Annotated in this window: 18 protein-coding genes; 11 read left to right on the top strand and 7 right to left on the bottom strand. The window is 63.0% G+C overall.

Features of this window, described 5'->3' with window-relative positions; translation table 11 throughout:
* Window positions 1-168: 168 nt before the first annotated feature.
* From CAL26_RS10510 to CAL26_RS10500, 3 genes are all read right to left on the bottom strand, one after another.
* Window positions 169-1,446 (bottom strand): hypothetical protein, encoded by a 1,278-nt coding sequence (locus tag CAL26_RS10510; RefSeq protein ID WP_143277404.1) that lies wholly within the window; start codon window positions 1,444-1,446, stop codon window positions 169-171.
* 154 nt (window positions 1,447-1,600) lie between these two features.
* The gene (locus CAL26_RS10505; RefSeq protein ID WP_094846796.1) at window positions 1,601-4,180 is read right to left on the bottom strand and encodes an AAA family ATPase; all 2,580 of its coding nucleotides are present in this window, start codon (window positions 4,178-4,180) and stop codon (window positions 1,601-1,603) included.
* A gap of 9 nt (window positions 4,181-4,189) precedes the next feature.
* A complete protein-coding gene (locus CAL26_RS10500) occupies window positions 4,190-4,672 on the bottom strand; it encodes a hypothetical protein (protein ID WP_094846795.1) in 483 nt (160 codons plus the stop codon).
* Between the two features lie 290 nt (window positions 4,673-4,962).
* Here CAL26_RS10500 and CAL26_RS10495 point away from each other — a divergent pair, with 290 nt between their 5' ends.
* Window positions 4,963-5,778, top strand: coding sequence for an alpha/beta fold hydrolase (locus CAL26_RS10495; protein WP_094846794.1), 816 nt, complete (start codon window positions 4,963-4,965; stop codon window positions 5,776-5,778).
* Between the two features lie 33 nt (window positions 5,779-5,811).
* Window positions 5,812-6,855, top strand: a complete 1,044-nt coding sequence (locus CAL26_RS10490; protein WP_094846793.1) for a leucyl aminopeptidase — start codon at window positions 5,812-5,814, stop codon at window positions 6,853-6,855.
* Between the two features lie 64 nt (window positions 6,856-6,919).
* Here CAL26_RS10490 and CAL26_RS10485 read toward each other — a convergent pair whose 3' ends face one another.
* Window positions 6,920-7,687 carry an IclR family transcriptional regulator gene (locus CAL26_RS10485; protein ID WP_094846792.1) on the bottom strand — a complete coding sequence of 256 codons (768 nt, stop codon included), beginning with the start codon at window positions 7,685-7,687 and terminating at the stop codon, window positions 6,920-6,922.
* 137 nt (window positions 7,688-7,824) lie between these two features.
* On the opposite strand from CAL26_RS10485, the gene CAL26_RS10480 reads away from it, so the two are divergent.
* The 8 genes from CAL26_RS10480 to CAL26_RS10445 all read left to right on the top strand — a co-directional run bounded on the left by CAL26_RS10480 (window position 7,825) and on the right by CAL26_RS10445 (window position 16,982).
* On the top strand, window positions 7,825-8,802 hold the full coding sequence (locus CAL26_RS10480) for a Bug family tripartite tricarboxylate transporter substrate binding protein (protein WP_094846791.1): 978 nt from the start codon (window positions 7,825-7,827) through the stop codon (window positions 8,800-8,802).
* Window positions 8,803-8,842: 40 nt separating this feature from the next.
* Window positions 8,843-11,164, top strand: coding sequence for a xanthine dehydrogenase family protein molybdopterin-binding subunit (locus CAL26_RS10475; protein WP_094846790.1), 2,322 nt, complete (start codon window positions 8,843-8,845; stop codon window positions 11,162-11,164).
* 76 nt (window positions 11,165-11,240) lie between these two features.
* The gene (locus tag CAL26_RS10470) at window positions 11,241-12,116 is read left to right on the top strand and encodes a CoxG family protein (protein WP_094846789.1); all 876 of its coding nucleotides are present in this window, start codon (window positions 11,241-11,243) and stop codon (window positions 12,114-12,116) included.
* Window positions 12,116-12,979, top strand: coding sequence for an FAD binding domain-containing protein (locus CAL26_RS10465; protein WP_094846788.1), 864 nt, complete (start codon window positions 12,116-12,118; stop codon window positions 12,977-12,979). The genes CAL26_RS10470 and CAL26_RS10465 overlap by 1 nt, the downstream gene beginning before the upstream one ends.
* On the top strand, window positions 12,976-13,476 hold the full coding sequence (locus tag CAL26_RS10460; RefSeq protein WP_256988291.1) for a (2Fe-2S)-binding protein: 501 nt from the start codon (window positions 12,976-12,978) through the stop codon (window positions 13,474-13,476). Before CAL26_RS10465 ends, CAL26_RS10460 begins: the two co-directional genes overlap by 4 nt.
* An 8-nt stretch (window positions 13,477-13,484) precedes the next feature.
* Entirely contained in the window at window positions 13,485-14,705 is a 1,221-nt protein-coding gene (locus tag CAL26_RS10455; protein WP_094846787.1) for an FAD-dependent monooxygenase, read from the top strand.
* A 4-nt stretch (window positions 14,706-14,709) separates the two neighbouring features.
* Window positions 14,710-15,414 carry an isochorismatase family protein gene (locus tag CAL26_RS10450; RefSeq protein ID WP_179283319.1) on the top strand — a complete coding sequence of 235 codons (705 nt, stop codon included), beginning with the start codon at window positions 14,710-14,712 and terminating at the stop codon, window positions 15,412-15,414.
* Between the two features lie 179 nt (window positions 15,415-15,593).
* Complete coding sequence (locus CAL26_RS10445; RefSeq protein WP_094846786.1) at window positions 15,594-16,982, top strand: MFS transporter; 1,389 nt, start codon at window positions 15,594-15,596, stop codon at window positions 16,980-16,982.
* 91 nt (window positions 16,983-17,073) lie between these two features.
* Here CAL26_RS10445 and CAL26_RS10440 read toward each other — a convergent pair whose 3' ends face one another.
* Genes CAL26_RS10440 through CAL26_RS10430 form a run of 3 tightly spaced genes read right to left on the bottom strand, consistent with a single transcriptional unit; the run spans window position 17,074 to window position 20,368 of the window.
* The gene (locus tag CAL26_RS10440) at window positions 17,074-18,045 is read right to left on the bottom strand and encodes a Bug family tripartite tricarboxylate transporter substrate binding protein (protein WP_094846785.1); all 972 of its coding nucleotides are present in this window, start codon (window positions 18,043-18,045) and stop codon (window positions 17,074-17,076) included.
* A 32-nt stretch (window positions 18,046-18,077) separates the two neighbouring features.
* Window positions 18,078-18,830: a GntR family transcriptional regulator gene (locus tag CAL26_RS10435; protein WP_094846784.1), complete on the bottom strand. Its 753-nt coding sequence runs from the start codon at window positions 18,828-18,830 to the stop codon at window positions 18,078-18,080.
* Window positions 18,827-20,368 (bottom strand): sulfatase, encoded by a 1,542-nt coding sequence (locus CAL26_RS10430; protein ID WP_094846783.1) that lies wholly within the window; start codon window positions 20,366-20,368, stop codon window positions 18,827-18,829. Before CAL26_RS10430 ends, CAL26_RS10435 begins: the two co-directional genes overlap by 4 nt.
* Window positions 20,369-20,570: 202 nt before the next feature.
* Here CAL26_RS10430 and CAL26_RS10425 point away from each other — a divergent pair, with 202 nt between their 5' ends.
* On the top strand, window positions 20,571-21,539 hold the full coding sequence (locus tag CAL26_RS10425; protein WP_094846782.1) for a Bug family tripartite tricarboxylate transporter substrate binding protein: 969 nt from the start codon (window positions 20,571-20,573) through the stop codon (window positions 21,537-21,539).
* The last annotated feature ends 24 nt before the right edge of the window (window positions 21,540-21,563 follow it).

The raw sequence follows: 21,563 nt of genomic DNA, 5'->3' as shown, positions 1-21,563 counted from the left end.
CATTGCCTTACGGTGAGGCACGCCGAGCTGGGCTCGTCCATTACCGCCCCCATGAAACGCTGGGTGGCGGCTCGCCGGTGCAGTACATGCCCCGGCTAACCCATGCTCCGGACCTCTATCGGCCGTTGCCCACTTGACAGGGGTGCTCACAGGCGTAGTGCCGCCTCATCACTCCGCAATCTCTTCGTAGTCCTCAATAACCTCATCCGACATTCTTCCCAAATGCCTCAACTCCCCAATGTTCTTGATGTGGTCGTAGGATAGATACGTACACATTTCTTTTAATGCACGTCCCTCCAATAGCGAAAAAACTGGCCGCATGATCTCTTGGAGCACCTTCTCCCGTTTTTCGATCGGCGCCACAATGTGAAGCTTGAGCGAGATATTCGGCTGCAAGGCAACCAGATCAGCCATTCGTAACAGCCCGGAGTATACGGAGGTCGTATGTTCGACCTCGAAGGCCCGAACGATAGAACGTTTGCGGAGCCACAGCACGTCGATCTGTTCGACTGTCTTCATCGTGCTGCTATCGTAGTTGAGCGGCAGGTCGTCGAGTAACACGTCTGGCTCCGGCTGCCAAACCTTCAATACTCGGCCGCGGTCAGCTCTTGGGAGCCAGATCCTGAACCCCATCGTCTCACCTATTCTTGCGACAAGACCTTGTATCTGCATCGACTCGCGAATGGTGTCCGCGTTGACCTCTTCTTCCTCATCAGGGGCTGTCGGCACGACAACGCTAACGGCGGTTTTATCGGTGCGCTTGACCGTATCTTCACCTTTCCAGAGTGCTTTCACGTCAGGCGAATAAAAGAAGACTCCAATTGTACGAGCACTACCCAATAGCCCCAGGCGACGCATGCCTTGAAGGATAATTTTGTTGGTTTCGACGATACGAGTCCCGATGGAGGACGCAGCCCAATCGAATGGGGTAGACAGACCCAAAAACTCAATGATAGCCCGGCGGTCCTTAAGCGAAATGATGGAGAGATTGTTTACTGGATCATAGGCAGCCAGAAACGCGCCAATGGTATTGCCACTTGGACCGGTGAGATTGTTTCTCTGGCCTTCGTTTTTGCGGTAGAGGTCGTCAATGAGCGCAGCTTTTCTTCTATCGTCTGTTTCGCTTAGAACGGCATGAACGAGTTGGCCGAGCGCCGAATTGGAATGGAGCTCATTGAACATGCGGCGCCATGCGCCCTGAGGCACCATGACCCGGGCGACGGCTTCGTCGCTCTTCGTATTGCCTTTGCCGTTACGATCTAGTATACGGATAATCTCGTCGCATTCCGCGTCGCTCAGCGCATCGTGAGTATTAGGCAAGACGCGCTCTTGCCAAAAAGTACGGATCTTGTGGCTGAGCCGTTCCCAAACCCGGTCCTTTTCTTCCGCGTGATATCGGGATTGGAATGTATTGATTAGTGCCGTGACGTTCTGCATTTCGACCAAACTAGCGCTCCGGAAGGCTGATTCACAAATTCGGGCAACCCAAGCACCCATAGGCCAGAGAATATGTAGATTTCTCGGTATATCTGCGCATCCCGCTGTGCATCGCTGACGGGACGGGTGCACACGAGCATGACAAAGGAACTATGCACTGCGATTATGCTAGAACTGCTTTACGTCGCTCCACAAATCCCTTTCGCCATAGCCTCAATTCCTCCAGATCTGCGCGCAACTCTTTTTCTTCCGGTATTGGCACTGGAACCTCGTCTGACTGACTATGCTCATAGAAGGAATATTTCGTCATGAGGCGGTCGATCAGATCGCAGTCTGCCGCCTCGATAATAGGGAGCGCCGCCAGCTTATTTTCCGTGGTGACGCTGCGTCTATGTCTTTTCACTATGGCATAAATAAGATCATCTTCGACTGTGCGTTCAAGCAACTTACGGAAATCGCTGCAAATACCTTGCGCCCGCACTCGATACTCGTTTCCGCCACCCTCTTGTCCGGCGCGCGCTGCAGCGTTCAGCCGTTCGATCAGCAAATTGTTTGCAGCCGTAGTATTGGCGTTCCAGGTCGCTTGATGCGCCGGCTGCCCCGCCTTGCCAGCATAGGTTTCAATGCAGGTCTGGAAGAAGCCCTTCCCCTTCACGGGTTCGCCGACTTTTTTAGCAACGTCCTCCATCGCACCGTAGAAGGACAAGCGATGTGTAAAGACAATGACTTGGCGAGTCTTGGCCAACTCTCCCAGCCGTTTCGCTACAGCCCACTCGTAGTCATGATCTAGCGAGGAGATCGGATCATCGAAAATGAATGGAGCAGGAGTTGGCTTTTCACCTACATCGGCTAGAAATGCTGCCAGGGCAATGATGCGACGTTCACCCTCGCTTAGAACTTGCTCGAGCGGCTGTTTCCCCTTAGCTGACTTCAACTGAAGGCGGTGCTTTGCACTGCCTTTCTCCATCTTGGACTTCACAAGCTCCACTTGGATTCGGCCTGCACCGAGCTTATTCAGTTCTGCATTGAATCTCGCAACGTACGCCTGGGTAATGGCCTGTTCTGCTACGACGCCGGCCTGCGCGGTCACCGGCCGCGAACTTGCAAACGCCTTTAGTTTATCCAAAGCGTCCACTCGCTTTAATCGAGATATTTCATTACGCACCGCTTCTGCCTGTTGACAAACCCAAAACTTCCCTTCCAAGGCCGTCTTCTGCCGCTTCGCTAGGCCCCGATCAAAGTCTTTTGCGTCCTTATCCAACTGCAACGCTTCCGCCTCAAGTTTTTTTGCAAAAAATGTGAGCTTGGCGCACGCATCTTGACTATCTGGGGCGGGTTGCGCAGCCTCCGTTAGCTCGTGTGCAATTAATGCTTGCCGGGTCACCGCAATGGCCTTCCAGTAAGCATCTAAGTACGCATCCCAACCTGGATCTGTGAGACCGGCGGATTGAAGTTGAGCACGATAAAATTCAACTTGCGCGGGCTCTGGCAAGGCATTTAGGGCGCCTTGGTACGATGTTTCTGCCCGCTCGGCCGCCGCTTCAACAGCACCTTGGACAAAAGCTTCAAACTCTTGAAGGCGGTGCGCAGCCTCTTCATCCAATGGTTGATGGCAAAGCACACACCGCGCGTCTTCCGTAACGGGGAAATCCCGATCGGGATATGGCAATTGAGAGTAGGCGCGCGCAGCTCGCCACAGCGCGCGCCATGAATCTTCACCAACCCCATCCAGCTTGGCCGAATTAACCCGGGCCGCATCAACGGCAGCTCTTCTGGCGATATCGGCACTCTGCCGCAGACCTCGGATTGCCGCCAGCGCGTCGACGTTGTAGGCTACGCCAGCTTGAAATATTTTATCGACGATGCGACGGGTTGCGAGTTCGGCGTTTCGCTTAGCCTGAGCCAAACCAGCAGGATCTGAGGCATTTAACCTTTCTCCCAGACTGCGCAGTTGCGCGGCGTCGTCATCCGACCAACGGACAATGGCGTCCAGAGCTTTCGCGTCGAGCGTGGGCTTCAGGCTGTTGTAGCTCAGTATTGCCGCCGATCCTGCATACTCTGCCGGGGCCGCAGGCAGGGCCGAAACGTCTCGATCTTGATCCTCTTCGAGAAGCCGCTTCACATCGTCGCACGCCGCGGCTAGCGCGACGAACATTGCGACAAGCGGCGGCGTATAAGACGCGCTACTTTCGCTGCGAAGATAGAACGCAGCTTCATCACTGTCAAAGACATCCAACGAAATCAGCGCATCGATCGGTGCTCCGTCAGCATGCCATTCTGAGGACTCCAGCTTGCCTTGGCTGGAGTACTCGATTTGACACTTTTGTTCCGCTGGCACCGCTTCAAAAACATTCGCGTATAGCAACTGCGCCCGAGGCTTGCCTGATGCCCTTTTAAGTAGCCTCGTATAGCCTGACTTTCCTGAGCCGTTATGGCCGTACACCACAGTTAAGTTTCCGTCTCCAAACAACAACGGATGCGCGGGAGACAGGTTCTCGATACCCTTCACTTGGCTGATGCTGCGCAGGCGCACATCTGACCCAGCGGTTACGTCCTTGAGTAGCTCATGAAATGGGCGCGTCTTCGTAACTACTCGGCCTGCCTCTGTTTTGATAAGTGCATGCAAATCGGCGATATCGCTGCGGTCTAATCTCCCTTTCTTTAGCAGTCGGTCCGCAGCCTCCTGTATCCAGTCGGCTTGCCGATGCAACCACGCTCGTACTTCATCATGGATGGCACCCATCGCAATCCCTCACGCGATAACTATGGTTAGAATTTCTGCTTTGAAAGCCGGGTCCAGGCGCAACTCGTCGAGCAAAGCAAGAAGGCCCCACAGCTCGCTGAAGCCTCTGCGGAGCAGCGCTTCCCTAAATCGCTCGCGATCTGAATATGCACCATCCATCGTGGGCCGTGGCCGGGTGGCGTCGTCGATTTCGGCGGTGTGGCTAGAGATGCTGTGGATGAAGCTGGTGAAGTACGGGGTCTTCAGCTCGGCATACTTTCTCAATACGCTATTCAGCAGATTATTGAGTTGGGCTTGCTCTTTCTTCTTCCCGAAGAAGTCCATGATGAAGCCCTTGGACTGATACTGGAATTCGGAGTAGAAGGAGGGATCGAGCGGAGTGAGCTGCGGTGGCGCTGAGGTGGATGCATCAGCAGCGGGCCGAGCCGGCGCGCATGCAGTGCACGTCGTCTCGAAGGTCGTTTTGCCGCAACCGCCGCACTGATAAATCACTGCTGTCCTCGATAGTTGAGTGGATCCGCCCGCCCTGACCTTTCCATACTTACTGCGACATTTGTTCACATCCTATGCAAGAGGATACGGATGCTCAATGCTCGCTCCCACGCTAGAGCTATTTTTCAAAAGGAAATGGGGCGTATACGCAACGGCCTAACACCTTGACAGCCGCTTTCTGCTTGATAGAATTACGTTCTGTTTGACGAAACGCATGATGAGTGGTGCGCGATGCTTGCAGCCACGCACGGCCCTACACAGCTTGCAGCCACAGCTGCCCAGGAAGATTTGTGACTCACGGACTAGGCGCGCACGTTCAGGCGAACGGAATCCGGCAGCACTACCTGCACTTTCCGGGCGATGGCCCGACGCTGTTGATCATCCCTGGCATCGTCAGCCCCGCAATCCTATGGAGCCACGTGGGCGCTTGGTTGGCTGAACGGCATGACTGCTATGTTCTCGACGTCCGTGGTCGGGGGCTCAGCGAGGCGGGCCCGCACCTGGACTATGGCGTGGACGCCTGCTCGCGGGACGTGATTGCCTTTATCCAGACCCGCAAACTCCAGCATCCCATCATGCTTGGGCACTCCATGGGAGGCCGGATCGCGCTACGTGTGGCGGCAAGTGCGACGGGGAACGAGCCGGACATCTTCGGCGGCCTGGTGCTGATTGATCCGCCCACTAGCGGACCCGACCGTCGCCCCTACCCCGTGCCGAAGGCCCGGACCGTCGATCTCCTTAAAGCCGCGCATCGCGGCGAAGCGCTGGAAGCGATACAACGGAGCAAAGCCGCCCCATGGCCGGAAGACTTGCAGCGGCTGCGCGCCGAATGGCTATCCACCTGCGATGAACGCGCGGTGCACGTGGCCTACGACGACTTCCATGACCAGGATATCTTCGCGGATCTGGCGAAGACCAAGGAGCCCGTTTCCTTGCTTTGCGCCGGTGAAGGCGGCGTGGTATCTGACGAGGACATCGCCGAGATGAAGCAGCTACGCAACGATCTGCACGCCGTCCGCCTGCCCGGCGTCGGCCACCAGATGCAGGCCGAGAACTTCGACGCATTCAAACAAGCGCTGGCCGGCATTCTGTCCAGGCATCGCTAGCCGCACACTTTCCAAACATAGAGGGGACCGCGATTGAAACTCGATGCGGAAGTACTGGAGCTCTTCACCAAGGAACTATCGCTGTGCCGCGTGAAGACCGGCGAGACGGTGATCGTGTTGACGGCCGAGGATGAATGGCAGGACAACGCCTATGCCTTAATGGCCGCCGCGCAGCGGCTGGGCGCAAAGGCCTTTAACCTGAACGTGCGCCGCGAGCAGCAGAATGCCGTGGGGGTGCAGGGTCGCCATCCCCTGGTGGGCAATGAGCTGGCGATGAAGACGCTGAAGTCCGCCGACATGGTGGTCGATATGGTGGGCCTGCTGTTTTCGCGGGAACAGGCGGAGATTCAGGCGGCGGGGGTGCGGATCCTTCGGGTGATGGAGCCGTTCCATGTGCTTAAGCAGATGTTCCCGACGGAAGACCTGCGGCGGCGGGTGGAGTATGCGAAGCAGATTATGGAGAAGGCGAAGCAGCTGCGGTTTACCTCTGCGGCTGGCACTGACGTGACCTACGAACTAGGCCAGTATCCGGTGATTTCCGAGTACGGGTATACCTACGAGCCCGGGCGCTGGGATCACTTTCCTTCTGGATTTTCGTTCACGCAGGGGAATGATGGCGGGGTGAACGGCACGGTGGTGCTGCAACCGGGCGATGTGCTCTGCGCGTTCAAGAAGTACGTGGAATCGGCGGTGACGCTGAAGATCAAGAATGGCTATGTCACCGACATATCCGGGTCAGGGATGGATGCGCAGCTGATCGACAGCTACATCAAGAGCTTCCACGATGATCGGGCTTATGCGATCTCCCATATCGGCTGGGGGCTGAACGAGAACGCGCGGTGGTATCAGTTCGCCGTGACGCGGCAGCTGCCGACCGAGCATGTGATGAATGCGCTGGCGTTCTATGGGAATGTGCTGTTTTCGCTCGGGCCCAACCTGGAAGTGGGCGGGGATAACGATACGGCTTGCCATCTGGATCTGCCGATGCGGCAGTGCAGTCTTTGGCTGGACGATACGCAGATTCTGCAGGATGGCGAAGTCGTTCATCCTGAGATGCGGGTTGAGCGTCACGCTTGACGCTACGCGGAAACGACATCGCAAGACAACGCCAAACACCGCGCGCCACGCATGGCGCGCGCGATCAACTGGCGGTTTCTCCCAACGCGGCAGGCCGGCTCTTGGCCTGCCAGCTATCGAAGATCGATGCATCCCCGCCCAACCGGCGCGTCAGGTCGGCGGCTGCCGCCAACAGGCGGGCGGACATGGACGGCAGCAGCTCGACCGAGAACCGCGCCGCCGGACCGGACAGGGCCAGCGCGCCGCGCAAGTTCTTCTGCGGGCCGAATACAGGCGCCGCGATGGCGGCGATATCGGGCTCGCGTTCGCCGACCGTGATGATGTAAGGCTGCTCAGGCGTCCTGGACGGCGGCGTCATCGTCGGATCGAAGGCAGTCAGCACGCGCCCGGCCGCGCCCTTGTCGAGCGGCACCAGGTCGCCGGTGCGGATGTGATCGCGGATGGAGCGCGGCGAGTCGACGCGGAACAGGCACACGCGGTGATTGCCTTCGCGCGTGAAGAACGAAGCGCCCTCTTCCGTTTCCTGCACCAGGCGACGCAGGATGGGCGGCACGTGGTCGTCCAGGCGCAAGGCCGACTGATAGAGCCCGCCCCAATGCAAGAGCATCGAGCCCAGCTGATAGCTGCCGTCGTCCAGGCGCACGATGCAGTGCTCCTGGACCAGCGTGGTCAGCAGCCGCAGGATGGTGCTCTTGTACATCTTGGTCCGACGCGCGAGCTCGTTCAGCGTCAGGGAGCTGTCCCCCGCGCGGAAGGCGTTGAGTATGGCGATCGCTCGTTCCACCGCGGCGACGCCACCGGCCTTGGTGTCGCTTTCCGGTTCTTCCGACATTTTTTGCTCGATTTAGTGCATGTCCTAGTTGACATTGTAGCGTACCGTTCCGCAGAATACAGTTCTTCTGAACAGAACGTTCGAACGAACAGGCGTTGCCCACGCCACGCCAGGACCACTTTCAAGGGGAGTAAACAATGAGCAACTCAGGTTGGAAGAAGGCTTTCACGGCCCTCGCGTGCGGCATTTGCCTGATGGGCACGGCCCAGGCGGCGGATACGTATCCCAGCAAGCCCATCACGATCGTGGCGCCCTACCCGCCCGGCGGCGCGACGGATCTGTACGCGCGGTCGGTGGCGGCGGGGCTGAGCGAGCTTGGTCAATCCACCGTGGTGGACAACCGCGCCGGCGCGTCGGGGATCATCGGGGCGGACTATGTATCGCGGGCCCCGGCGGACGGCTACACGATGCTGATCGGCGCATCGTCGATGTTTTCGATCCTGCCGCTGCTGAGCAAGCGCATGGAAGGCGTCTACCAGAAGATCGAGCCCGTCTCGATCCTGGGCTTCAATCCTTCCTACGTGGTCGTGCCGGCGTCGCTGCCGGTGAACAACATCCAGGAACTGATCGCCTACCTGAAAAAGAACCCGGGCAAGTTCGGCTACGGGTCGGCTGGCACGGGCACGTCGCAGCATGTGTTCATGGAGCTGTTCAAGCAGCGGGCTGGCGTGGATGTGTTTCCCGTCCAGTACAAGGGCAGCTCGCCCATGGTGGTGGACCTGATCGCCGAACGCGTGGTGATGGCGATCGAGCAAGGGCCCGCGGTGCTGTCGTACATCAAGACCGGCAAGCTGAAGGCGCTGGCCGTGACGACCGCCAAGCGGTCGGAAGCCTTGCCCGATGTCCCCACGCTCGCGGAAACGGTGCTGCCCGGCTTCGAGGCCGTGACCTGGTTCGCGCTGTACGCGCCCAAGGGCGTGCCGCAGAACGTGATCGACAAGGTCGTGCCGCAGATCGCGAAAACGATGGCGTCCAAGGAAGTCAAGGAACGCCTGGGCGCCGTGGGCGTGGAACCCGCGTCGAGCACGCCGCAGGCCGTCGTGAAGCGTCAGGCCGATGAAACGGCGTTGTGGAAGGACGTAATCGCGCGCTCGAAGATTTCGCTCGAAGACTGACGCCGACGCATCCATACACCACTCAGGCCCGGACCACCTCATGCATGCCAAGCCTCAGTTCTCCCTAAGCGCGGAGCCGCGCGCCGATTACCTGGAGAAGGTAACCGGCACGGCGGTGTACGCCAGCGATGTGGAAGTGCCCAACATGCTGCACGGGAAGATCCTGCGCAGCACGGTGCCGCACGCCCGCATCGCCAGGCTGGACACCAGCGCCGCGCTGGCGATTCCCGGCGTCGTCGCCATCCTGACGGGCGAGGACCTGAAGGATATGCCGGGCAGCGAGATCCGCTGGGGCCTGTCCCTGCGCGACCGCCCGGTGATTGCGCTGGACAAGGTGCGCTACGTGGGCGATCCGGTCGCCGCGGTGGCGGCGGTCGATGAGGCGACTGCGGAAGCGGCGTTGGACGCCATCGTCGTCAGCTATGAAACGCTGCCGCACTCCACTACCGCGCAGGAAGCATTGGCGGAGGGCGCGGCACTGGTCCATGAAGACATGGAGGTCCTGAAGGACTATTACTTCCGGGGCCATTGCACGCCGGTACCGGGGACCAACCAGTTCCAGCAGTGGTCCTATGCAAGCGGCGACGTCGACCAGGCGTTCCAGGGCGACGTGAAGGTGTTCGAGGACACCTTCACCTTCCCGATGGTGTTCCACTACGCGATGGAGCCCCATGTCTGCTTGGCGCACTGGACACCGCGTTCGCTGGAAATCTGGAGCGGTGGCCAGACGCCTACCGCGATCCAACGCGTATGTTCGGAGACGCTGGGCATACCGCTGGCCTGCGTGCGGGTGCACTCGCCCTACGTCGGCGGTGGCTTCGGCGGAAAGGCGTCGGTGAAGATCGATCCGCTGGTGGCGGCGCTGTCGTGGAAAGCGCAAGCGCCCGTGCGCGTCTGCCTGACGATCGCCGAATCGATGCTGACCTGCCGGCGGCTGGATGCGGAAGTGACCTTGAAGACCACCGTCGATGCCGGCGGCAGGATCGTCGCCAAGACGGTGCGCGCGGTGCTGAATGGCGGCGCGTATGCGGACACCGGGCCGGCGATCGCCGTGAAGGCCGCGATCCGCGCCATCGGGCCGTACCACATACCCAATCTGCGCCTGGAAGCGATCGGCGTCTATACGAACACCGTGCCGGGCGCGGCCTTCCGCTCGATCGGCGGGCCGCAGGCGGTGTGGGCGACGGAATCGCAGATGGACATCATTGCCGATGCGATAGGCATGGACCCCATCGAGTTCCGCATGTTGAACCTGGCGCAGAAAGGCGAGACGATCAAGCACGACCTGCGTCCGCTGGACATCGATATGCGGCGGTCGCTGCGCGCGGCGGTGGATACGTTGAAGAATCTGCCGGAACCCGCCTACCAGGGCCGGCGCGGGCTGGGCGTCGCGGTCGGTGCGACCGACCCGGGCATCATGCCTATCGGCGGCGCCATCGTGCGGCTGCGCGCGGATGGCTCGGTGAATGTCTCCGCGAACACGGTGGAGATCGGGCAAGGCAGCCGGGGCGTGCTGCGCATCATCGCCGCGAAGACCCTGAACCAGCCATTGAGGATGATCGCCGTCGCGCAGCCGGATACGCTGCAAGCGCCCTATGACTGGGGCACGGGTGCGAGCCGTTCGACCGTGATCATCGGCCTGGCGGTGCAGCTCGCCTGCGAGGACATCCTGCGTCAGGTGCGCGATATCGCCGCGCAGGAGCTGGGCGGGTCGCCCGATGACTACACGCTGGTGGAAGGCGCGGTCGAAGGGCCGAATGGCCAGATGCCCTTCATCGAGCTGCTGCGGCGCTTCCACGGCATGGCGGCCGGCGAGTTCCTGGGCGTGGGACGCGTGAACCCGAACACCAAGGACGGCGCGTTCAAGCTGCAACCGCTGTTCTGGGAAACCGGCGCGGGCGCCTTCGAGATCGGGCTGGACGAAGGCACCGGCGCGATCCGCGTCCTGCGGGCGGGCGGCGCGGCCGACCTGGGCCATGTGATCAACCCCAAGGCGGCGGAAGGCCAGGACGAAGGCGCCATGGTGATGGGCCTGGGCCACACGCTGTCCGAGGAATACATCTACGAAGACGGCCAGGTCGTGAACGGGACGCTGTTCGACTACAAGGTGCCGACGATGGAGGAAGTGCCGGACCACGTCGGCACGGCGCTGATCGAAAGCGGCGACGGCCCCGGGCCGTTCGGTGCGCGTGGCGGCGGCGAAGGCGCGATCCTGCCCGTGGCGCCAGCGGTGGCCAATGCGTTGTTCCAGGGATGGGGGATACGGCTGAAGGAGCTGCCGTTGACGCCGGAGCGCGTCTGGCGCGCGTTGCGGGACAAAGCGCTGACCGCCCAAGACGAAAACCTGACCGACAAGAAGTGACCGGCCGCGGCGCCATCATGCCGGACATGATGGCGGCCAGCAGTCCTGACAACACCGATAACCAGACAACGACGCCATGGATTTCAGAATCGACGCTTTGCTGCCCGCGACCGCCTCGCAGTTGTGGGACATTTTCTTCGACGTCAAGCGGGTGGCCACGCTGATACCCGGCTGCGAAAACGTGGTCGAGGTCGAAAAACTCAAGACCTTCTCCGCCGTCATGCGGCAGAAGATCGGGCCGTTCAAGCTGGAAGTGCCCACGCAGATCGAGATCGAGTCCTATGAGATCGAGCGGCAGGTGGCGCTGAAGGCGCTGGGCACCGACAAGGCGACGGGGACGACCATCGACGTGCGGATGGTGGTGAACCTGGACGAGCAGCGCGACGGTTCGGATGTCCTGTGCAAGCTGGACGTGAGCGCGAGCATGCAGGTGGCCGGACGGCTGGCGTCGCTGGGATATCCGATCGTGCGCAAACGGTCGGAGCAGTTGTTCGCCGAGTTCGAAGCGCGCCTGCGCGCGGAGCTGGCGCATCTGGATGGCAGCCTGGCTCCGGATGCCGGCGCCGCCGCGATGGCGGATGGCGTGTCGGCGCCGGCCGTGCGTGGCGCCGCATCGTCGGCGGCTGCAACGGCGTCGTCAGCCACATCGTCAGCTGCATCGTCAGCCACACCGGCTGCCGCCAGGCCGGCCACTGCATCAGCCCCCGCGTCCGCCACGACGCCTGTCGCGGCGCAGGCGCCCTCGATGCGGGCGCCCGCCGCCGCGCAAGCGGTCAGTGCGAAATCCTCCGGCACGACCGAACTGGTCTTCCTGTGGCCCCGCCTGGGCATCAACGTCGCCGTCGCCGTCGGCGTGGCGCATGGCGCGGTCGCCTACGGGCAATCGCCCTGGTGGTGGCTGGCCCTGCCCCTGCTGGGCGCGGCGGCCAGCCTGGGCAAGCGAGGCGGCTGATGCGGGCCAGGAAATTCTTTCTGCATCGGCCCGCCAGCCTGGACGAGGCGATCGCATTGAAGGCCGAGCACGGCGACGCCGCGACCTTCCATGCGGGTGGCACCGAACTGCTGGTGGCCTTGAAGGCGCACGTGCTGCAATACCAGCACGTGATCGACCTGAAGCAGATCACCGCGCTGAAAGGCGTGCGCGTGAAGGACGATGGCACGATATCGATAGGCGCGTTGACCTCGCATGACACGATCGCCAACGATCCCATCATCCGCGATGCCCTGCCCGGCTACGCGCAGCTCAGCGAGCACGTCGCCAATATCCGCGTGCGCATCGCCGGCACGCTGGGTGGCGTGCTGTGCTTCGCCGAGCCGCATGCGGATGCGCCCACCATGCTCTGTGCGCTGGATGCCTGGGTGGTGTTGCTGGGACCGAGTGGCGAACGGGAGGTCCCATCACGCGACTTCCACCTGGGCGAGTTCGTGACCGCGCGCGAGGATGACGAGATCCTGGTCGCCATCGAGGTCGCGCCGCAATCCGCGGGCACACGCTCCGCCTACCGATCCTTCGGGCACACCGAGCGCCCGGCGGTGGGCGTCGGCGCCGTCTGGTCGACGGACAACCCGCAGCGCCTGAGCCTGTGGGCCGGCGCGATCGCCGCCAGCCCGGTGCGGCTGGCGCGCGCCGAGGACGCCGCGGCCGGACTGCCCGCCGATCTGCCCGCCGACGACATCTGGCGCCATCTGGCTCCCGCGATTGCTGCCGACGCGGAAGCGATCGACGCCCACGACGACCTGCATGGCGGTGCCGACTACAAACGCCATCTCGTTTCCGTTCTTGCCGAACGAGCCATCAAAGCGTGCCTGCCATGAGCCAGACCGAAAACGAAATTCCCCTGATGCGCGTGGACTTCAAGCTGAACGGCGCCCCCGCGTCGGTCGAGGTCGAACCCTGCGAGATGCTGATCGACGTGCTGCGCGACCAGTTGCAGCTCAAGGGCACCAAGCGCTCCTGCGACGTGCAGGTGTGCGGTGCATGCACGGTGCTGGTGGACGGCAACCCGACGTCCAGCTGCACGACGCTGTGCGCGGATGCGCATGACCGCGAAGTCACGACCATAGAAGGACTGGCCGACGGCAAGCGGTTGGATCCCGTGCAGCGGGCCTTCATCGCGCACGGCGCGCTGCAATGCGGCTTCTGCACGCCCGGGATGATCCTGGCGGTGAAGTCCCTGCTGGCGCGCCACGAGAAGCCGACCGAGGAAACCGTGCGCCATTACCTGCGCGGCAACATCTGCCGCTGCACCGGCTACGTCAAGATTCTTGAGGCCGTCATGGACCTCATCCATAACCCACACAATTATCAATAGGAGAACCCATGTCTGACTCCACGAACACCCGGGCTCGAACGCATGTGATCATCGCGGGCGCCGGAATGGGCGGCCTGACGCTGGCGCTCGCGCTGCTGAAGAAAGGCCTGGACGTCGATATCTATGAGCAATCGTCGGAGCTGCGCGAAGTGGGCGCCGGCCTGTGGATCTCGGCCAACGGCGCCAAGGTCATGGCCGCGCTGGGCCTGAAGGAGAAGCTCGAGGCCATCAACCTGCCGCCGCAGGATCGCCTGATCCGCTACTGGAAGACCGGCGAAGGCAAATCGGTCTACAACCGCGGAAACACGGACTCCAAGGCCGACCATACGCTGATCCAGGTGCTGCGCGCCGAATTGCAGCGCGTGCTGTACGAAGCGGTGGTCGCGCTCAAGCCGGACGCGGTCCATTTCGGCGTGCGCTCGGTGGGCGCGGAAACCGTCGATGGCCGCGCACGCCTGCTGCTGGATGACGGCAGCCATGTCGAAGGCGACGTGGTCGTCGGCTGCGACGGCGCGCATTCCCGCGTGCGGCAATCGATGTTCGGCCCGGCGCCGGCGCGCTATACCGGCGCCCTGGCCTGGCGCGGCCTGACGCCGATGCACAAGCTCAAGCCGCAGCATCGCGAACCGCTGGCATCGACCTGGGTGGGCCCTACCGCCCACGTCACGACCTACCCGGTCCAGCGCAACGGCGAGATGTTCGTCAGTTTTTCCGCGCAGGTGGACAGCGACACCTGGCACACCGAATCGTGGTCCGAGAAAGGTGACCTGGCCGATGCGCTGAAGGACTTCGAAGGCTGGCACCAGGACATCATCGATCTGTTCGTCGGCTCGGAGAACCTGTTCCGCTGGGGCCTGTTCGTGCGCGACCCGCTGGACGCCTGGTCGCAGGGCCAGGTGACGCTGGTGGGCGATGCCTGCCATTCCATGACGCCCTACCTGGGCATGGGCGTGAACGTGACGATGGAAGACGCCTATGTGCTGGCGCGCTGCCTGGAGCAAGGGGCCGACAACATACCCGGCGCCTTGCAGCGCTACGACAGCGCCCGCATTGAGCGCGCGAACCGCACCAAGGCGGAATCGCTGAACATGTTCGGCATCTTCCATAGCCCCGATCTGGGCGACGAAGCCACCGCATGGCCCTATATCAACAAGCAATGGTCGACCGAAGCCGTCCGCGCGCGCTACGACTGGCTGCTGCAGTACGACGCGACGTCCGTGGAGATCTGAGAACATGACCGAAGTCCTGGAGAAACGCGCCCGCCCGTGGGATGGCATCATCCCCGAGCACGAGCTGGAGATCTATCGCAAGGCGGGCTGGGGCGCGCCGACCGGCATCGGCCGGCGGCCGGCGCTGCTGGTGATCGATGTGCAGTACCGGTCCATGTGCTACGAGCCCATGCCCATCGAGCAGGCCATCGAAACGATGTCGACCAGCTGCGGCGAATACGGCTGGCGCGCCGTGCCGCACATCGCGCGGCTGCTGGCGGCGTTCCGCAAGATCGGCGCCCCCGTGCTGTATCCGCACGTCGCGCCCAAGCTGGCCCACGATCGCGGGCAGTTCGAAGCCAAGGTGCCGGGCGTGATGGACGTGGCCGCCCCTGACTACGATTTCGTCAAGGACGTGGCGCCTGTCGAAGGCGACATCCTGATTCCCAAGCGGCAGGCCAGCGCGTTCCAGGGAACATCGCTGGCGAGCTACCTGGTGGGGCTGCAGGTCGACTCCGTGGTCGTCACGGGCTGCACGACCAGCGGTTGCGTGCGCGCCACCGTGGTCGACGCCTGCGCGCTGAACTACAAGGTGGTGGTGCCGCAGGACGCCGTATACGACCGTTCGCAGGTGTCGCATGCGGTGAACCTGTTCGATATGGCGAGCAAGTACGCGGACGTGATGCCGGCCGCGGAGCTGGCGGATCTCGTCCTGGCGCTGCCGCGCTAGCAGGCAGGGCCGACGCGACGGGCGTCCCCCGGCGCGGGCGGCCCACAGGCGAAATTCAGCGGCGCGCTTTAGAATGGAGGTCTTCCCCGTCCATCCGGAACCCACCGCAGAGCTCCTCGATCCGCCCGAAGCGGGCATCGAAGGCTGTGGTGCTTTCCCTTTTCACCCGCAGAGCCGCAATGCCCCGATCCGATTCCCACGCCGCTTTACTCTGGATCGTCGCCGCCGGCTTTTTCATGCAGACGCTGGATACCACCATCGTCAATACCGCCCTGCCGGCCATCGCCACGGACCTGGGCGTTCCGCCGCTGACCCTGAAGCCCGTGGTCGTCGCCTACATGATCACCATGGCGATGATCATGCCCGCATCGGGCTGGCTGGCGGACCGCTTCGGCAGCCGCAAGGTGTACTTCTTCGCCATCCTGGCGTTCGTGCTGGGATCGTTCCTGTGCGCCTGCTCAGCCACACCCACGCAGTTGGTGATGGCGCGGGTGATACAGGGCGCCGGCGCGTCCATGCTGCTGCCCGTGGGCCGGCTGACGGTGCTGCGCACGGTGCCGCCCAGCCAGTTCATTTCATCACTGGCGTTCATCGCCATAGGCGGGCAGATCGGGCCGATCTTCGGGCCGGTCCTGGGCGGCGTCTTCGTGGAAATGCTCAGCTGGCACTGGATCTTCCTGATCAACGTGCCCGTCGGCCTGGTCGGCATGTGGGCCGTCCGCCGCCATATGCCGCCGCAAGTGCGCGAGGACACGCCGCGCTTCGACTTCATTGGCTGCCTGCTGCTGGCGACCTGGCTGGTGGCGTTTTCCACGGCGCTGGATGTTCCGGCCGACGACAACAAGGCCGCCTGGGCCATCGGCCTGCTCGCGCTCAGCGTGCTGGCGGCCCTGGGCTACTACCTGCACGCGCGCGGCCGCAGCAATCCCCTGTTCCCGCTGAGCCTGTTTCGCGTGCGGAACTACACCGTCGGCATCGCCGGGAACCTGGTTGGCCGGATCGGCGCGGCGGCGGTCCCGTTCCTGCTGCCCTTGATGATGCAGCTGGGCATGGGCTACACACCGCTGCACTCGGGCCTGATGCTGGTCCCCGTGGCCGCCGCCGGCGCGATATCGAAGTCCTGGGTCTCGCCCTTGATCAAGCGCTACGGCTATCCGCGCTTCCTGGTCGCCAATACGCTGTTCGTCGGATTCTGGATCCTTTCCTTCGCCCTGTTCTCGCGCGACTGGCCGCTGTGGCTGCAGATCGTGCAGCTGGCCGCCTTCGGCCTGGGCAACTCCATGCAGTACTCGGCGATGAACAGCGTCACGCTGACGTCGCTGAGCCCGCAGCAGGCGGGCCCGGGCAACAGCCTGTTCTCGATGTTCCAGATGGTGGCGATGGGCCTGGGCGTGACGGTGGGCGGCGGCCTGGTGTCGCTGCTGGCGGGACCGGAGCGCCACCTGCAGCCCGCGTTCATGTGGTCCTTCGTGTGCGTGGGCCTGATCACCTGGCTGTCGGCGCTGGTGTGGCGGCAACTGGCCGACGCCCGCGTGCCCGGCGAACGGCCGCAGGCCAAGGCGGCGTGATGGTGCCTATGGGGCCTATGGGGCCTATGGGGCCTGATGGCGCCTGAGCGGCCTGAGCGGCCTGAGCGGGCCTGAGGCCCTCAGGGCCAGGCTATTCCACCTTGATGTTCGCGGTCTTGATCACCTTCCCCCAGCGCTCCTGCTCGGCGGTGATGTAATTCTGGAAATCCGCCGCGTTCTGGAAAGCCGGGTCGGTGCCCTGCTCCGACAGGCGTTGGGCGAGCGCGGGATCCGTGAGCGCCTTTTCCACTTCGCCGGTCAGCTTGTCGACGATGGCTTGCGGCGTGCCGGCGGGGACGAACAGGCCCTGCCAGCCGTAGACCGTCATGCCGGGAAAGCCGGCCTCTTTCATGGTCGGCACATCGGGCAAAGCCGGCGCGCGCTTTTCCCCCGTGACGGCCAGCGCCCGCGCCATGCCGCCCTTCACCTGGGGCAGCAGGATATTCAAGCCGTCGACCACCAGTTGCACCTCATCCGCGACCAGGGCGGTCAAGGCCGGCGCGCTGCCCTTATAGGGCACATGCGTGATCTGCGCGCCGGTCTGCATCTTGAGCAGTTCGACGGCCAGGTGGTTGATGTTGCCGGTGCCGCCGGAGCCGAAGAACATCTTGCCCGGCTCCTGCTTTGCCAGGTCCACGAACTGCTTCATGCTGGTGACGGGCAGTTTCGCGGGCACGGCGGCCAGCAGCGGCGTGACGACCAGGCGCGCGACCGGAGCGAAGCTCTTCGCGACGTTGAAGTTCAGATTGGGATAGAGCAAGGGGTTCGCGCTGAGCATGCCCAGGTTGCCTATCATCAGCGTGTACCCGTCGGGACGGGCGCGCGCGACATAGTCCATGGCAATGTTGCCGGCCGCGCCGCCCCGGTTCTCGACGATGACGGGCTGGCCCAGCTGCTTGGACAGGCGCTCCGCCAGGGGTCGAGCCACGAGGTCCACACCGCCCCCGGGCGGGAACCCGACGACCAATGTAATGGGATGGTCCGGATAAGTCTGCGCCAGGGCGGGCGACATCGCGCCCATGATGCAGGCCGCGCCGGCCAATAAGGATGTCCGTCGGTTCATCGTGCTTGTCTCCTCGTTTTTTATGTATGGATTCAGCTTCTGCCGGCCGGGTCCGGATCGTCCACGGGCGGCTCGCCGCGCAGCGCGCGACGGATCGACCCCGACAGATGCGAAAGCCGCGCGTCGCGCTCCAGGCTGTCTACGATATGGTCGCGCAAGGCGTCGGCCGCGGCGCGGCGGTCGCCCATGCGCAGGCCCGCCAGCACGCGTTCGTGTTCCGCCACGACCTCGGCCTGGTTCGTGACGCCGCGCCCGAGAAAGATGCGCGAGAACTGGGGCGACGCATAAAGACGCGCGTGCACGTCGGCGAGCATGTCGTTGCGCGCCAGTCCGATCAGCGCGGCATGGAAGCGCCAGTTCAGTTCGCTGAACTTCCTGATGCCGGCGGCCGTGGTGCCGAACTCCGATGCGCGGATCTGTTCGTTGATCTTCTGCGCTTCATCCAGCAGCCGGGTGTCGATGGGCCCCAGGATATACAGCAGCGCATTGGATTCCACCACGACGCGCGCGATGGCCCAGTCGGTGTATTGCTTCATGGTGGGCGCTTCGGGCAGCCGGTAGCCGATGTTGCGGGTGAAGCTCAATTGCCCTTCCGCCGCCAGCCGCGCCAGGGCCTCGCGCACCGGCGTCTGGCTGACGCCGCAGCGCCGCGCCAGTTCGGCGATGCCGATGGCCATGCCCGGCTGGAACGCGCCCGCGGCGATGAGCCGCAGCACTTCCGCATGGATCTGGTCGGCCAGGCTGCGGGGCTGCACGAGATTCAAGTCGGCCTGGCGGCTGTTCATGGGCGCACCTCATCCAGCCCGTAGCGCGACAGCATTTCCGCGGGCGCGTCGTTGGCGCGCAGTTGTGCCGCCACCGCCGCCCGCATGCGCTGCTCGATCTCCGGCGCGTCCAGCGGATGCCGCTGTTCGGGATCGTCGCGCAGGTCGTAAAGCGCGGTCCTGGCTTCCAGCAAGGGATAGCGCCGGATCATGTTGGCCTTGGCGTCCGCCCGCATCGGCAGCTTCATGACGGGATAGCCCTGCGTGAAGGGCAACGGCCCCACCAGCTCCGCGCCTTCGAACTCCTTGGCTTCGAAAAAGGTGCGCATGTGCGCCGGCATCAGCGTGTACTGGAACAGGTCGGTCTCGAAAGGCACCGCCGGGTACAGGAAGTAGGTGTAGCGGCCATCGGTGTAATTGATGGCGGCGCCGAACTGGCCGTAGATGGCGCCGGGCGCTGCGCCTTCGGCGGCACGCACCGGCTTGCCGTCGCGCATCACGGGCAGCAGGCTATGGCCGGTGACTTCGGCGGGAATGGGCTGCTGGAAGATGTCCAGCATGGTGGGCATCAGGTCTATGGTCTGGGTCAGGGCCGCTTCATGGCGAGGCTGGATGCCCGACGCCGGCGGCGCCGAGATCGTCAGCGGGATATGCGCGACTTCATTGAAGAACGGCGGGCGGTTCTTGCCCAGGTATTCCTTTTCGCCGAGCAGCAGGCCGTGGTCGGTGGACATGATCAGCCAGGTGTCTTTCCACAGATCCAGCTGGTCGAACGTGTCGAGCAGCGTGCCCAGGTAGTGGTCGCAGGCCTGCACCAGGGCGTGATAGTTGGCGCGCAGCGTCTTCAAGAGCGCGGGATCGATGTCCACGCGTCCATAGGCGGGCCAATCGAAGATCTTGCCGCCCAGGGCCTCGGGAAAGTCCCGCAGGAACTGCTCGGGCGCGAAAAAGGGCTCATGCGGATCGAAGCATTCCAGATGCAGCAGCCAGGGCTGGTCCGCATGATGATCCCGCAGGAATTCATTCGCCGATTCGAAGCACTGCGCCATCGGAAAGTCGCCGCGCGACTCCAGGTACTCCCGGTTCACGAAATACGGCAGCTTGGAATTGATGTCTTCCGAGAAATCGTGCATGCGCTCGTGATACCGCTCGGCATAGGCGCCGGCGTTCGGATTCAGCGCCGGGCGCCATTTGTCCTTTTCCTGGCCCCGGATGAATTCCCAGGATGAGTAGCGGCCATGAAAGCCCGCGCCACCGTCTTCGAAATAGTGATAGTGGTCGGTGATCAGGTGCGTGTAGACACCGCTGTCGCGCAGCATGCCGGCCAGTGAGTGGTCGAAGGGCTCCAGCGGACCCCAGCCGCGATGCAGGAAGTTCAGCCGCCCGGTCTGGATGTCGCGCCGCGCGGGCAGGCAGGGAAGGCTGCCGACGAAATGGGAATCGAAGGTCACGGAGCGCGCCGCCAGGCGATCGAAATTGGGCGTCGGGACGGCGGCCTTGCCGTAGCAGGACAGCGCATGCCGGTTGAGCGAGTCGAAAAGCAGGAAGACGACCTTCATGTACTCGATCCTGTGCATTATCGATCATATACGATACATCATTTTGACAAGCCTGCGTGGCGAGCGGCGGCCTTATTCGCCGAACCGATAACTGAGGGTCAAAGAGGATATTGGACCAGGCAGCCGCTGTTCCCTACATTCGCTCCAGCATCACCGACAACTCATAACCATCAGACCGCACCGCGGATCCGAGGAGACACAAATGAAACTGGCTGGACTGGTTCCAATGCTGGCGGCCGCCTTGCTGGCGGCACCCATGGCCGCGGTGTCGCAGGCCTTTCCCGATCGCCCCATCACCGTCGTCGTGCCCTACACCCCTGGCGGATCGGTGGATACCGTCGCGCGTATCGTGACGGCACAACTGCAGAAGGAACTGGGCCAACCGATCATCATCGAAAACAAGCCCGGCGCATCGGGCATGATCGGCTCCGAGCACGTGGCGCGCTCCACACCGGACGGCTACACCTTGCTGCTCCACGCGTCCAGCCAGATCTACCTGCCCCTGGTCGACACCCATGCCAAGTACGACGCATTGAAGGACTTCACCCCTATCGCCCGCATCGGCACGGTCCCGCTGCTGGTAGTCACCAAGCCGGATGACTCGATCAACTCGCTGAAGGACTTGCAGGCCCAGGCGCAGAAAAGCGGCAACCATCCGACCTGGGCCACGTCAGGGTACGGCACATCCAGCCACCTCACGGAGGAAATGCTGAACCGCGACTTGAAATTGAATATGCAGATCATTTCCTATCGGGGCGCGGTGCCGCAACTGACCGACGTGATGGCGGGCCACGTGACGGCAGCGGTTTCGCCCTTGCCCGGCGTCTATCCCTTCGTGAAGTCCGGCAAGTTGAAGGCGCTGGCGATCACCAGCTCCACGCGCGCCGAGAAGCTGCCTGATGTTCCCACCGTCGCCGAAAGCGGCGTGCCGGGATTCGACTTCTCTTCCTGGTATGGCGTGTGGGGACCCGCGGGCATGCCCGACGCCATCGTCAAGAAGCTGTCTGTCGCCATCGGCAAGGCAACGCAGGCCGAAGCCGCCCGACAGGCCTTCGACGGCATGATGTTCACCGTGACGGACACCGCGCCCAGCGACCTGGCGCGGGTGCAGCAGGACGAGCACGACAAGATCTCCCGCCTCGCAAAAGAAGCACACATCCAGATCAAGTAACGCCCCCATGGCAAACCCGGAAAA

The sequence above is a fragment of the Bordetella genomosp. 9 genome (genome assembly GCF_002261425.1).
Taxonomy (GTDB): domain Bacteria; phylum Pseudomonadota; class Gammaproteobacteria; order Burkholderiales; family Burkholderiaceae_B; genus Bordetella_C.
This window is presented reverse-complemented; position numbering and strand designations above follow the sequence as displayed.

Coding starts and splice junctions, on each gene's coding strand:
- CAL26_RS10475 (WP_094846790.1), top strand. CDS start 8,843: ATGCATGCCAAGCCTCAGTTCTCCCTAAGCGCGGAGCCGCGCGCCGAT.
- CAL26_RS10460 (WP_256988291.1), top strand. CDS start 12,976: ATGAGCCAGACCGAAAACGAAATTCCCCTGATGCGCGTGGACTTCAAG.
- CAL26_RS10445 (WP_094846786.1), top strand. CDS start 15,594: ATGCCCCGATCCGATTCCCACGCCGCTTTACTCTGGATCGTCGCCGCC.
- CAL26_RS10440 (WP_094846785.1), bottom strand. CDS start 18,045: ATGAACCGACGGACATCCTTATTGGCCGGCGCGGCCTGCATCATGGGC.
- CAL26_RS10455 (WP_094846787.1), top strand. CDS start 13,485: ATGTCTGACTCCACGAACACCCGGGCTCGAACGCATGTGATCATCGCG.
- CAL26_RS10485 (WP_094846792.1), bottom strand. CDS start 7,687: ATGTCGGAAGAACCGGAAAGCGACACCAAGGCCGGTGGCGTCGCCGCG.
- CAL26_RS10450 (WP_179283319.1), top strand. CDS start 14,710: ATGACCGAAGTCCTGGAGAAACGCGCCCGCCCGTGGGATGGCATCATC.
- CAL26_RS10505 (WP_094846796.1), bottom strand. CDS start 4,180: ATGGGTGCCATCCATGATGAAGTACGAGCGTGGTTGCATCGGCAAGCC.
- CAL26_RS10470 (WP_094846789.1), top strand. CDS start 11,241: ATGGATTTCAGAATCGACGCTTTGCTGCCCGCGACCGCCTCGCAGTTG.
- CAL26_RS10425 (WP_094846782.1), top strand. CDS start 20,571: ATGAAACTGGCTGGACTGGTTCCAATGCTGGCGGCCGCCTTGCTGGCG.
- CAL26_RS10430 (WP_094846783.1), bottom strand. CDS start 20,368: ATGAAGGTCGTCTTCCTGCTTTTCGACTCGCTCAACCGGCATGCGCTG.
- CAL26_RS10435 (WP_094846784.1), bottom strand. CDS start 18,830: ATGAACAGCCGCCAGGCCGACTTGAATCTCGTGCAGCCCCGCAGCCTG.
- CAL26_RS10480 (WP_094846791.1), top strand. CDS start 7,825: ATGAGCAACTCAGGTTGGAAGAAGGCTTTCACGGCCCTCGCGTGCGGC.
- CAL26_RS10465 (WP_094846788.1), top strand. CDS start 12,116: ATGCGGGCCAGGAAATTCTTTCTGCATCGGCCCGCCAGCCTGGACGAG.